This window comes from Campylobacter sp. MIT 12-8780, from assembly GCF_006864535.1.
Lineage (GTDB): Bacteria > Campylobacterota > Campylobacteria > Campylobacterales > Campylobacteraceae > Campylobacter_D.
Genome location: NZ_QHLL01000001.1, coordinates 136,864 through 148,907, shown reverse-complemented (window position 1 = coordinate 148,907; position 12,044 = coordinate 136,864). Strand labels below are relative to the sequence as shown.

Here is a 12,044-nt window from a genome sequence, read left to right as displayed (position 1 = left end):
CAAGAAAACCACTAGGCAAACACTTAAGGCTGCAGCTTCTCGCGTTTTTTAAGACACTCAAACGAAGTCACAGAACACAGAGCATTCGCACGATCGCAGTAAAAAAAATGTGTTGGATCCTCTTTAACATTAATACGAGCCATTCAGGCTAAGAAATTATAACAAATTTTTCTTTATGCTTGATTAAATAAGCTTAAATTTAGTCTTGCCGTATTTATCAAAATGCTTACCTTCAAGGATAATATCAGCTGCATTTTCCCATGCTGTTTTTTCATCGATATATACCATATCAAAGGTGTTATCACGCATTAAGGATTGGTAATTTACCTTTTTTGGAGCATATTTGACGATAAAGTAAGGATTGAGCGTGAAGACTTGAATTTTGACCTTTGTAAGCAGTTCAAGATCGCTTGTAACAACAAGAAATTTTTTACCATGCTCTTTGTTGATCTTTTGCAAATACGCATAAAGCTTTTGATCGCTTGGATTTAAAGAAGCCTTATCAAGACGGCTTAGATAAAGTTCAGCAAAGGATAAAGCGCAAAAAGAATGTTCTGTGTTGTTTCTTGAAAAATATGAGTTTTTCACTCCAGAAGATTTGAGCGCAATGCTCCAAATTTTAGTATCCATGATAGTTGCGCACAAATTCAGCCCTGTGATGATTTTTTGAAAAAGCTTTTCTCTTGAAAGTTTAAAGGCGTTTTCAAAAAGACTAAGATTTTTTTTATAAAAATCATTTCTTAAGCCCTCCAAACGCGTTAAAGTTTCTTTAAAATAAGTGATTTCTTTGATGAGCTCGTCCATTCTGTCTTGCTTGGCTTTGATTTTGTCTGGATCAGGCTTTGGCTTAGAAGTGAGTAAGCGCATTTCAGTTTGTGCGGTGCGAAGCTGGTGTTCATTTGATGTGAGGCGATTTTTTCTTGTATCTATTGTAGCAACTAGAGCTTGATAATGACATTGCACTGAAAGAAAAATTTCATTAAAAATTCGCGTTGTGTTAAGGAGTTTTTGTTTGTCTCTCATATCATTGAATGAGTTTTCAAGGTGCATTGTAATGCTTTTGAGTGTGGCAAATTGGGTTTGATTGATAGAATTATCCATGAAAATGAGCGTATCAAAAGCCTTGTTTAAAAAGCGTTTGATGATGAAAAAATCAAGTATGCAAGGGGCTTCTTTATCGTTGTTTTCCATATTTACCTTTAAGGCTTCAACGGAGAGAATTTCGCCTTCAAAGTATTTTTGAATCGCTTGGGGTATAGTCATAGATAAAGGGATATGATCAATGCTATCAAAATCAGTCGTTCTAAAAAGCTGTGTGATATAAGCACTACGTCTTGAATTTTGCACATCTTCAAGCGCATCATCGCTATCAGTTCGCCAAAAATCTTGCTCTGTGATAAAATCGCCTTCTTTAAATTCTTGATATTTTGAAGGCTTTAAGCTTGTAATTCTTTTTCCATCGGCGTTAAATTCAACAAAAACGCCAGCACTTGGCATTGATTTTTTATCATGCCAATTTTGTCTGTTAAAGTCAAAAAAAACTTTAGCTAAATTCATCACCGTTCCACGTCCAGTAGAATCCATATATACCATTATCTTCCCATGCATATTTTTCCTTAAAGTTTTTTGTCTTTACCAATAAAAAATCCGCATATCTTAACAAATTTTTTATAATAAGCAGATTAAATTTTCACATTTAATTCACTTTTATTATATATAATGGCGACGCATTTTAATTTTAAGCTTAAAAAGGTAGATAATGTTTATTTATCGTTATGTTAGACATCCTAAGCAAGTTGGAGCTTTGTGTTCAAGTTCAGGCAAGCTTGCTTTTATTATCACTGAAAATATAGGACTTAAAGAAGCGGATAATATCGTTGAAATAGGCGCTGGAACAGGTGCTTTTACCAAACAAATTTTAAAAAAGAAAAAAAACGAGGCGAATTTTTTTGCGATAGAAATCGATCAGAAAATGGCTCAAAAACTTCAAGAACGTTTTGAAAATCTCGATATAGAAGTGAATTCAGCATATCATTTAAAAGAATTTATACAAAAAAGAAACATAAAAAGTCTTGATACTATAGTTTCAGGCATTCCTTGGGCTTTGCTGAAGCCAAAAGAGCAAGAAAGGCTTTTAAATGTGCTTTATGAAAGTTTGAGTGAAGGAGGGCATTTTTCTACTTTTGCATATGTACTTCCAACTCTTGCAGCAAGACGTTTTAAAAAGCAACTTTTTTCTTTGTTTAAAGAAGTAAAAATTTCTAAGATTGTGTGGCAAAATATCCCGCCAGCTTTTGTGTATTATTGTAAAAAATGATTAAAATCAACACTTTTAAAGAAAAATAGTTTTAAAACGAAGGTATTTAAAGATAAATTTTATATATATTTTTATATACTACATATCATTTTTGCAAAAAATATTTAATTAAACATTTTAAAAATAGGGTTTTATAATGGATGAAATCATAGTTAAAGACACAACCTTAATCACTTCAAAAACGGATTTAAAAGGCTATATAACCTACGCAAATGATGATTTTGTTTTTTATTCTGGGTATTCTATAAGAGAACTTATCCATAAAAATCATAACATTATCCGTCATCCTGATATGCCAAAAGCAGCATTTAAGGTGCTTTGGGATTATATACAAGATGATAAGGAATTTTTTGCTTTTGTAAAAAATAAGCGTAAAAATGGTGGATTTTATTGGGTTTTTACAAATATCACACCTTCTCATAATGAAAAAGGCGAGATTATCGGGTATTATTCTGTTAGACGTGCGCCAAATCGCAAATATCTTGGTTTAATGAGTGATGTGTATAAAAAAGTAAAAGATTATGAAGAAAAACACGGCTTAGAAGCTGGTGTAAAAGAGCTTGAAGATATAATCAAAGGCTATAATATGAGTTATAATGAGCTGATTTTTAGACTACAAAGAAATGAAATTTAAGGCAAGATGATGAAAAAGATTATATACGCACAACTTATTTTTTTCGCTGCTTGCTTTGTGCTTGCTTTGATTATGCAGTATTTTGTATTTGCTGGCTTGCTTTGTATTGGAGTTTTGCTTTGTATTTTGGCTTTATTTTCATATCAAAAAGATGAAAAGCTTATCACTAAGCTTTTAGAGCTTTCAAGAGAGCTTAAAAATGGCAATTTTGACGGAAGAATAGTATATTTAGACTCTGCAAATAAAAAGCTGATCGAGTTTTGCGATAATTTAAACAATACCATAGACGGCTTAGAAGCATATTTAAGGGAGATTAACACTTCTATCACTTGCTCTTCAAAACACGAGTTCTACCGAAAAGCTTTGAGAAAGGGCTTAAAAGGTATTTTTGTGCGAAACATAGACTTTACAAATGAAGCCTTAAGCGATATAGAAAAAACAGCTAAAACCTTTTTTAAAAATGCCCTTTCTAAAACCTTGCTTGATCTTAGTTTAAGCAATCAAAACACAGATTTAGCTCAAATTTCATCTTCGCTTAATGATGATATAAACTCTATGCGAGTAGTGAGCGAAAATATTAGCTCGATTTTAGATATCTCAAAAACGAGCGCAGATGAAGTTGATGCTTTGCAAAGCTTCATTCATCTTTTAAGCGAAGTGGCAAGTTCAAGCCAAGAAAGCGTGCAAGAGTTTGCCCAAAGTTCTAAAAGCATTTCAATGATCGTTGAGGTGATTAAAGATATAGCCGAGCAAACCAATCTTTTAGCGCTAAACGCAGCCATTGAAGCAGCGCGTGCTGGCGAGCATGGTAGAGGCTTTGCGGTAGTGGCTGATGAGGTGCGAAATTTAGCCGAAAGAACGCAAAAATCAACCACTGAGATCAGCGCAGCTATCGCAGCTATGCAGCAAAACTTTGATGATGTCGAGCAAGGCACGCAAAAGGTGTTTTCTATAGCTCGTGATTCTGAAGAAAAAATTTCTCGCTTTAGCTCGGCTTTTGAAGAGCTAAAAACCAATAGTTTAAATCTTAATCAAGAATTTCAACATTTTGCTCAAAATTTGGTGCAAAGTGCTGTTAAGATCGAGCATATACTTTACAAATCAAGCGTGTATTTGAGTTTAAATCAGGCTAAAGATCATATCAACAATCAAGATCCAATCTCAAATTTATATGCACATAATGAGCAGATTAAAGCTGTCATCTCAAAATTTATCTCAGCACAAGAGCTTGAAAAGAGCAAAAAACTCATCGAAGAAAAAGTGCAAAGCTCACTTAAACTTTGCGAACAAACGATGATTGATAAGCAAACTCATGACGCAATCATCGATGATATTAAGCAAATTGAATCCCAAAGTAGGGCATTTTTGCAAAAATTAGTTTAAATGCCTTAAAGTTTTTACTTGATATAAAAAATACCAAAGCTTAGGGCTAAAAATAATACAAATTGATACGCACTTATGCTACAATATTTTTTAATCAAAACTGCGAAGGAATGACTGCCATGCTCATTAAAAATGCTAAAATTTACGGACAAGAGCAAGCTGATGTAAGGATTGAAGGCGAGACAATCGCACAAATCGCACCAAATCTAAGCCCCAAAAATGATGAAGAAGTGCTTTATGCAAATGATTTAAGCTTGCTTCCTTCTTTTATCGATCTTGATGTCAATCTTAAAAATGATACCTTCAGTCTTGAAAATTTAGAGCTTTTGCAAAACGAATGCTTAAAATCTGGCATATCATCTATCATGCTTCGAGATAAGATGAACTTTGATACCCAAAGCTTTGCTTTGTTTTTACAAGCCTTAAAGCACAATCTTATAGAAATTTTCCCAAGCATAAATGTGCTTGATGATGAAAAAAAGATTAAAAATTTAGCCACTTTAATCAACAAAGGAGCAAAGGCTTTGGAGCTTCAAAGCTCGCTTGATGCGAATTCTTTAAGAATGAGTATGCAATATGCTTTGATGAAAAAAATTCCTATCTTTAGCTTTTGTTTTGAAGCACATTTTGATGATAATGGCGTGATGAATGATAGCCCTACAAGCTTTGAATTAGGACTTGTTGGCATTAGTGAAGTAGGAGAGCTTAGCGAGGTAGCAAAAATGAAGCAAATTGCTGAGTTTTATGGCGTTGAGCTTGTGTATGATAAGCTTAGCCTTGCTTCATCTTTGCGTTTATTAGACGCAAAAGATAAGACACAAGTTAGCATTCATCATCTGCTTAAAAGCGATGAAGCGTGCAAGGGCTTTAACAGTTTTGCTAAACTTATGCCACCTTTAAGAAGCAAAGAAAATGCTTGCGCGTTAAAACAAGCCTTAAAAGCTGGTAAAATCAGCTTTTTAAGTGCAGATCATAGCCCAAAATCAATCACTTTTAAAGACTTAGCCTTTAATGAAGCTGACTTTGGAATTCATTCAATCTGCGAATACATAAGCCTTTGCTATACTTTTTTAGTCAAAGAAGGCTTTATGAGCTGGGAAGAACTTTGTGATTATACAAGCTTTAACCAAGCCCAGTTTTTAGGCTTAAACAGCGGTAAAATAGCCGTTGGAAAGCTTGCTAATCTCGTGCTTTTTGATGAAAAAACGAGCTTTTATCCTGTAAAAACAAGCTTATATGCAAATGATAAGCTATTTGGCGAACTTAAAGCCCATATCATCAAAGGCAAAGTGCTTTTTAAGGCGGATAATTAAAAGGCTTAAATTTGTTTTATATGATATGATTGCAACAAAGATTTAACGCATTTTTGATATTTTTGTATTCACTTAGATGATCGCATATCTTTTTGATTTCTGCTTTGCTTATCTTGCACGGAAGAAAACACAACTCTAAAAATTCATAGATACTGCAAGGCTTTTTTAGCTTTTTAAGGCTTTCTTCGATATAGTCCCATTGATACAAAACCCCCTGGCATAAAAGCTCCTATGGCTTTTTGCTAAGACAATGTTTTCGTATATTTTCAAAAAGCTTAAGAATGGTGTTAGTATTTTGCATTGTGGATTTGTTTTCCAAATTTACTTAAATCTTTTTGTTTTTGATAGCCACCACTAAAACGCATAAGCTCATCATTAAGCGAAAAATTAAGAATTTCAAGTAAAGCCAAAGAGCTGTAAAATAGCTTTTCATCGTATTTTTTGCTTTTATTGTCTGTCTTTTTTATTTGTTTTAACATAGAAAGATTGAATTTTTCAAGTTCTTTTTTGAAAAAAACAAGACAATCCCTAAGCTCCTTTTCAATGATTGGAGTATCAATCTCACAAAGCACATCAGCAAGATTTTGCATTTCATAGTCAAGTTTAATGCAAAGTGTATTGTATTGTTTTGTTTTGAGTTGCTCTTTGAGTTTTGTTATTAGCTCTATCGTGCATTTTTGTAAAAAATTAAGCACAGCTTTAATGTCAAGAAAATCATCTTGCGTATTTAAAACCGCTGTTTGCATACAAACACTCCTTTTTCTTTGGCTAGTTTGATAAGATTATCATATCTTAAGATATTTTTGCTTGATTTTTTATATTTTGTGCTAAATTCTAGCAAGCTACATTTAAAGCTTTCTTAATCTTGCTTTAAAATAAACACTTTTTTAGGATTTGTGAAAATGCGTTTTGTTTTAGCTTGTTAAATTTTTATATTAAAATTAAATTTTCTTTTCAAGTTTAAGTTACTTTTAATCCTTTTATTTTTATAATTTTTCGTCAATATTATGATATTAGTTATTATCAGCTATAACATAATTTTGAGATTTTATTTTTTAAGGAAAAATATGAAAATATCAAAAACCTTAGCGTATTCTTCTATACTTTTAGCTCATTTAGCTTTAGCAGAAACGGCTTTAAAGACAGATAATGTTGTCATTTCTGCGACTGGTTTTGAACAAGATGCTGATAGTAATTTAAGAAATGTTATCGTTATTTCAGGTAAAGATCTTGAGGATAAAGGCTATACCTCTGTTGAAGAGGCTTTGAGTCGTCAAGCTGGCGTGCAGTTTAATAGAACTGGAAATTTTACCAATAAAAGCACCAATGTGGATATGAGGGGGCAAGGTAATAGAGCTAATGCTGCTGTTAAGGTGATGATAGATGGTGTAACACTGAATGTGCTTGATCAAGAAAAGCTACATGCAGCTGGCGTAGCGATAAGTCCGCTTGATAGCGTAGCGATTGAAGATATAGAACGTATTGAGATTATCCCCGGTGGTGGAGCTGTGCTTTACGGAAATGGCACGAGGGGGGGGGGCAATTAACATCATTACTAAGAAAAACAAAACCCCTCAAGCTTCTATAAGTTTTAAAGAACAAATTTTTGATAGCGGTAATGCTTCTTCTCATCTTAATCTAAACTTTTCAAATCAAATCAGTCAAAATTTAGCTTTTTCAGCCAATATCAGTGGCTTTGGCGGAGAAGGTTATAGAGATGGCGATAAAGATAATGGCTTTTATGCAAAAACAAAGCTTTATGTTGATATAGATGATAGACAAAGCTTGAATTTTGGTTTTGGGTATTTTAAGGATAGCACAAAAAATACATCCGCAATCACAAAGGCTCAAGCTGAAGACAATCCTAAGCAAAGAGGAAGCACAAACAACTCTTATAACATTACTCGCCCAGAGTTTAATACTGAATATAAAGTTAGTCTAAGTGATATATGGGATATTAACGCACAAGCGTTTTGGCAAAAACAACAAGTTGATATCGCAGAAGGTGATACCGGTCTTTTTAGTAGTGGAAATTTTGAAGATAGCGTGCAAGGCATAAGCCTTAAATCAAAGATTGATTATATGCAAAATTCATATTTTGTCTTTGGATATAACTTTGAGCGACACAAATCAGTTACCTTTAGTAATAGCTTTTCAAATATTTGGGCTGATGATAGAAAGGATACACATTCTATCTTTGCTCTTGACTCACATCAGTTTAATGATTTTTTTGTATTAAGTGGTGGGGCAAGATATGAGTATGCAAAATACGATCAATCAAGTAGAGGTGCAAGCTCAACTACAGGCGTGCAAACTTATAGAAGTGTTTTTGATACAAATAGCAACAACTTTGCTTTAGAGCTTACTCCAAGTTTTGCTTACTCTGACACTGGACGTTTTTATGCTAAATATGAACGAGGCTATATCTCACCAACACCTTATCAGTTTAGACAAAGTAGAAGGGTAATGGTAGGGGGTACTGCAACAACGCAATATTCAATGAATGATAATTTAAAATCAGAAACTTATGATACTTATGAACTTGGAATGAGCGATTATCTTTTTGGTTTTTATGGGCTTGATATCGCACTTTATTATACTCAAAGCAAAGATGAGATCACCTCAAGATCAAGCGGTTCAAATTTCCACTTATCTCAAAATGGCTTTGGTTTTTACAATCTTGACAAAACAATCCGCTATGGTGTAGATATCAACGCTAGACAAGACTTTGACGGCTTTAGTTTTTATGAGAATTTCTCTTATGTTGATGCGCGTATTTCAGGAGGGGATTTAGACAAGAAAAGAATTCCTTTTGTTTCAGCTTATAAGGTAAGTGTTGGAGCTGATTATGAGATCATTAGTGATTTAAGAGTGTTTGCTGACTTGATCTATGCTTCAAAAGCAAGAGAGGATCAAAATAATCAATACTGGATCAAAGAACATTTTGTTACTGATATAGGAGCAACTTATACTTATGAGAAGCTTAGCGTTTTTGCAGGTGTGAAAAATCTCTTTGATTATAAATACTATCTTTCACAAAGTACAAGCACCATGCAAGGTGTTACTACAACTTCAGTCTTGCCAGCTGATGGCAGAAATTATTATGTAGAGTTTAAATACAAATTCTAAGCCCTGCATAACTTCATCTCTTTCATAAATTTTGAATGAAAGCAAGTTTTTATAAGCTTGCTTTCAAATTTTTTAAATTTTTATCGCTTTTGTGCTTAAGCTTTGTCATTTTTTTATTTTTTCTCCCACTCATCTTTGGTAAAGATGATTTCTATAGCTTCGATGATCTCTTGGGCTATTTGTGCGCTAAAGGCTGTATCATTGAGTATAGAAATGCCTTCTGCGGTGCTAATTTTGCCTTTTGAGATGAGATTTTCGATCTGTTTTAAAGACTCATTATCCACTTCTTTAAGCATAATTTTGGCTTTTTCAAAGTTTTTAACGATCAAATACGCCTTTTCTTCATCGACTTTTCTTAACTCTTCAATACTTCTTAAAAGCTCGCCTAGGTTAATCCTCATAAAATGATACTGCGAAGCTAGATCAGGGTTGTTTGAATTAGCGTATTTTTTCATATTGCCTTGAATGATTTTAAGATTTTTACTTGCTTCACTGAGGTGTTTAGCGGCGAGTTTGAGCTGGAAAATTCTATTATTTTTGGCTTCATCATCAACATAAAGTTGCACTTTTGTTGAAAAGTCGATAATGGCTTCAAAAAGCACCTTAATCTTGCTTTTGTATAAATAATCCAAATCCACATTTTTATTCACCCATTTTTTAGCCTTGATAATCTCATCAAAACTCTTTGTGCCTCCTATATCGCCACGACTTAAGCCTATGGTATAGATGATGATTGTTGAGGTGTTTTCATACAAATGCATACTTTCTTTTTCAAGGGCAGCAATGGCTGTGTCGCTATACTTAATCAAATTTTCATCAAGATAAAGTGGCTTGTCTTTGTTTTTGTCTTTTGGTGCTTTGATTTTTTTGTTAAGATAGCGGACGATTTTTTCACTATAAGGCGTAAAGATGATGATCGCGATGAGGTTAAACAAGGTATGAAATAAAGCTGTTTTAAGCGTAAGATTGTCTTGTGAGATATGAAGTAAGCTAGCGATAAGATCAACCAAACGCACAAAATACGGAAAAACCGCCAGCACGATGATAGCGATAGCAAAGTTAAAAATGCAGTTTGCAAAAGCAAGTTTTTTGCCTTCTATATTTGTGCCAAGCGAGGCTAAGAGTGCGGTAACGACGCCACCTACACTTGTGCCAAGTGTGGCTGCTAGGGCGTTTTCGTAGCTGATTTGCTCTGAAAGTAGGGCTGAGATGATAAGAGCTATTGTTGCTGTGCTTGATTGTATCACGCCAGTAAGCAAGGCTCCAAGTGCTGCAAAAATGAGAATGCCTTTAAAGCCTTCAAAATTAAAACGAGCTAAATTTAAAATTTCTTTCACATTTTCAAAGCCATTTTTGATATAATCCACACCCAAAAAGAAAAAACCAATACCAATAAAAATCGAACCCAAGCCCTTAAACAAGCTATCTTGTTGAAAATACAGCAAAACCCCAATCACGATCAAAGGCACAGCAAGTGTAGAAATTTTAGTGCTAGTTAAGCCCACGATGATCCATGAACTTGCTGTGTTGCCTAAATTTGCACCAAATATAATGCCAATGCCTTGCACAAGTGTGATAAGTCCAGCTGAAAGAAAAGAGATAGTAATGACAGAAACCAAAGAAGAAGACTGCATAATAAGCGTGCTAATAGCCCCAAAAGAAGTGCTTTTAAGCTTAGTATCTGTAAATTTAGCAAGAATTTTTTCAAGAAAACCACCACCAAAAGCCTTAAAACCAGTGCTTAAATTCATCATACCGATGAGTAAGATCGCCACCCCAGCCAAAATCGTTGCAAGTTGAGAAAATACCACCAAAATATAGGCTAAAATCACCATAAAAATTAAAGTAATGATCTTTTTATACTCATTTAAATCAAGCTTTTTAAGCAATGCAAACTCCTTATAGAAGATGAATTTAAATCAAAATATATTTTATTTTTCAATCAAATTTAAAAGTAAAATATTTTATGTAATTGTAGAAAAATTTATATTTTTGCTTGCGAATTATAACAAATTTTTAACTTGTTTTATAAATATTTACAAACTTTTGTCATTTGGTTAAATGACAAAAGTTTTTTGCTTTTTAAAGCTGAGGTTTTGGTGTTTTATCAGTTGATGCTGGAAGCTGAGGATAAGAAATTTGTGGTTTTTCTCCGCTTAAAGCATGGAGGAATTTTTCTATACTTTTAGCTTCTTTGTTGCTAATGGCTATGCCAAGTTGCACGCTACCCATTTCTTTGATCGCTTCTTGCAAAGACCAAATGGCTCCATTGTGAAAATACGGAGCTGTCTGGGCGATATTTCTTAAAGTTGGAGTTTTTACAAGTCCGTTTTCATCGCCTTTAAAATCCCCAAGATTTGCGAATTTATACTGACTAGCTACTTCAAATGCTTGCATAGAGCCGCCCAAATTTATACCATTATGACAGCTTACGCAGCCTTTATCGATAAAAAGTTTAAGTCCAGCTTGCTCTTCCTTAGTCAAAGCCTTTTCATCGCCTCTTAAGAACTTATCATAACGAGATGGAGTGATGAGGGTTCGCTCAAAATTAGCTATCGCATCAGCGATATTATCAAAATTAACGCCACTTCTGCCGTAAATCTTTTTAAATTCGCTTACATATTCAGGCAAAGATGAAATTTTTTCTACAGCAAGTTTAGCTGGAGTTGCCATTTCAGGTTCAGCCTCGATAGGTCCTTTGGCTTGATCGGCTAGAGTTTTAGCTCTTCCGTCCCAAAATTGTGTTGTGTTAAGCACTGAATTATACACCGTTGGAGAGTTAAGGTGATGAGGGTTGCTCGCCCATTTATGCCCAACAGCTGCTGAAACGCCGTCTGTTCCACCTAAGCCTAAGTTATGACAGGTATTGCAAGAAATGATACCGCTTTTTGAAAGTCTAGGCTCAAAATACAACTTTTTGCCAAGATCGGCTTTTTCTACGCTAAATTTACTTGCTTCTAAGCCGTTTTCTTTAAGCACAAGATCAACTTCGGCTTGATTTTGCGGTAGGGGTAAGAGATTGAAGCTTTTGGCTTCCTCAACTAAAGATGCTGCACTCAAGCTTGAGCTGAGTATCAATGCAGACAAGAGAGAAATACTCTTTTTCATTTTAAACTCCTTTTAAATAAAAAGTAAATATATTATAGGTTGATAAAGTTTAAAAAGAAATAAAATTTATCAATAAAGATAAAATATCTTTTCATAAAGGAACATTTTTTGATAAAATGAAAAATTAAGGCGCAAAATCAAAGCTAAGTTTTGAGTAAAA

9 protein-coding genes and 1 pseudogene are annotated in these 12,044 nt (G+C 33.9%); 6 read left to right on the top strand and 4 right to left on the bottom strand.

All coding sequences use genetic code 11. The features are described from left to right. Positions 1-183 precede the first annotated feature (183 nt). Positions 184-1,608: a hypothetical protein gene (locus DMB95_RS00730; protein ID WP_142930491.1), complete on the bottom strand. Its 1,425-nt coding sequence runs from the start codon at positions 1,606-1,608 to the stop codon at positions 184-186. A gap of 151 nt (positions 1,609-1,759) precedes the next feature. On the opposite strand from DMB95_RS00730, the gene DMB95_RS00725 reads away from it, so the two are divergent. The 4 genes and pseudogenes from DMB95_RS00725 to DMB95_RS00710 all read left to right on the top strand — a co-directional run bounded on the left by DMB95_RS00725 (position 1,760) and on the right by DMB95_RS00710 (position 5,647). Beyond that, on the top strand, positions 1,760-2,317 hold the full coding sequence (locus DMB95_RS00725) for a class I SAM-dependent methyltransferase (RefSeq protein ID WP_142930490.1): 558 nt from the start codon (positions 1,760-1,762) through the stop codon (positions 2,315-2,317). Between the two features lie 136 nt (positions 2,318-2,453). Further along, positions 2,454-2,951, top strand: coding sequence for a PAS domain-containing protein (locus tag DMB95_RS00720; RefSeq protein ID WP_137632776.1), 498 nt, complete (start codon positions 2,454-2,456; stop codon positions 2,949-2,951). Positions 2,952-3,680: 729 nt separating this feature from the next. Next, positions 3,681-4,334, top strand: a pseudogene (locus DMB95_RS09840) (methyl-accepting chemotaxis protein); the annotation flags it as partial. Positions 4,335-4,453: 119 nt separating this feature from the next. Continuing rightward, positions 4,454-5,647: an amidohydrolase family protein gene (locus DMB95_RS00710; protein WP_142930488.1), complete on the top strand. Its 1,194-nt coding sequence runs from the start codon at positions 4,454-4,456 to the stop codon at positions 5,645-5,647. A 287-nt stretch (positions 5,648-5,934) separates the two neighbouring features. On the opposite strand, the gene DMB95_RS00705 is transcribed toward DMB95_RS00710, so the two are convergent. After that, positions 5,935-6,393: a hypothetical protein gene (locus tag DMB95_RS00705; RefSeq protein WP_142930487.1), complete on the bottom strand. Its 459-nt coding sequence runs from the start codon at positions 6,391-6,393 to the stop codon at positions 5,935-5,937. A 321-nt stretch (positions 6,394-6,714) separates the two neighbouring features. Here DMB95_RS00705 and DMB95_RS00700 point away from each other — a divergent pair, with 321 nt between their 5' ends. Together DMB95_RS00700 and DMB95_RS00695 are read left to right on the top strand one after the other, a co-directional pair. Then, positions 6,715-7,194 (top strand): TonB-dependent receptor, encoded by a 480-nt coding sequence (locus tag DMB95_RS00700; RefSeq protein ID WP_185906671.1) that lies wholly within the window; start codon positions 6,715-6,717, stop codon positions 7,192-7,194. Continuing rightward, on the top strand, positions 7,169-8,776 hold the full coding sequence (locus DMB95_RS00695; protein WP_142930485.1) for a TonB-dependent receptor domain-containing protein: 1,608 nt from the start codon (positions 7,169-7,171) through the stop codon (positions 8,774-8,776). The genes DMB95_RS00700 and DMB95_RS00695 overlap by 26 nt, the downstream gene beginning before the upstream one ends. A gap of 113 nt (positions 8,777-8,889) precedes the next feature. On the opposite strand, the gene DMB95_RS00690 is transcribed toward DMB95_RS00695, so the two are convergent. Both DMB95_RS00690 and DMB95_RS00685 read right to left on the bottom strand, forming a co-directional pair. Beyond that, positions 8,890-10,611, bottom strand: coding sequence for a Na/Pi cotransporter family protein (locus tag DMB95_RS00690; protein WP_142930603.1), 1,722 nt, complete (start codon positions 10,609-10,611; stop codon positions 8,890-8,892). 247 nt (positions 10,612-10,858) lie between these two features. Continuing rightward, positions 10,859-11,884: a cytochrome-c peroxidase gene (locus DMB95_RS00685; protein WP_142930484.1), complete on the bottom strand. Its 1,026-nt coding sequence runs from the start codon at positions 11,882-11,884 to the stop codon at positions 10,859-10,861. Positions 11,885-12,044: the final 160 nt, after the last annotated feature.

What these genes read in the sequence shown, in the direction of transcription:
- DMB95_RS00730 (WP_142930491.1), bottom strand. Translation starts at nt 1,608, where the DNA reads ATGCATGGGAAGATAATGGTATATATGGATTCTACTGGACGTGGAACG.
- DMB95_RS00725 (WP_142930490.1), top strand. Translation starts at nt 1,760, where the DNA reads ATGTTTATTTATCGTTATGTTAGACATCCTAAGCAAGTTGGAGCTTTG.
- DMB95_RS00720 (WP_137632776.1), top strand. Translation starts at nt 2,454, where the DNA reads ATGGATGAAATCATAGTTAAAGACACAACCTTAATCACTTCAAAAACG.
- DMB95_RS00710 (WP_142930488.1), top strand. Translation starts at nt 4,454, where the DNA reads ATGCTCATTAAAAATGCTAAAATTTACGGACAAGAGCAAGCTGATGTA.
- DMB95_RS00705 (WP_142930487.1), bottom strand. Translation starts at nt 6,393, where the DNA reads ATGCAAACAGCGGTTTTAAATACGCAAGATGATTTTCTTGACATTAAA.
- DMB95_RS00700 (WP_185906671.1), top strand. Translation starts at nt 6,715, where the DNA reads ATGAAAATATCAAAAACCTTAGCGTATTCTTCTATACTTTTAGCTCAT.
- DMB95_RS00695 (WP_142930485.1), top strand. Translation starts at nt 7,169, where the DNA reads ATGGCACGAGGGGGGGGGGCAATTAACATCATTACTAAGAAAAACAAA.
- DMB95_RS00690 (WP_142930603.1), bottom strand. Translation starts at nt 10,611, where the DNA reads ATGGTGATTTTAGCCTATATTTTGGTGGTATTTTCTCAACTTGCAACG.
- DMB95_RS00685 (WP_142930484.1), bottom strand. Translation starts at nt 11,884, where the DNA reads ATGAAAAAGAGTATTTCTCTCTTGTCTGCATTGATACTCAGCTCAAGC.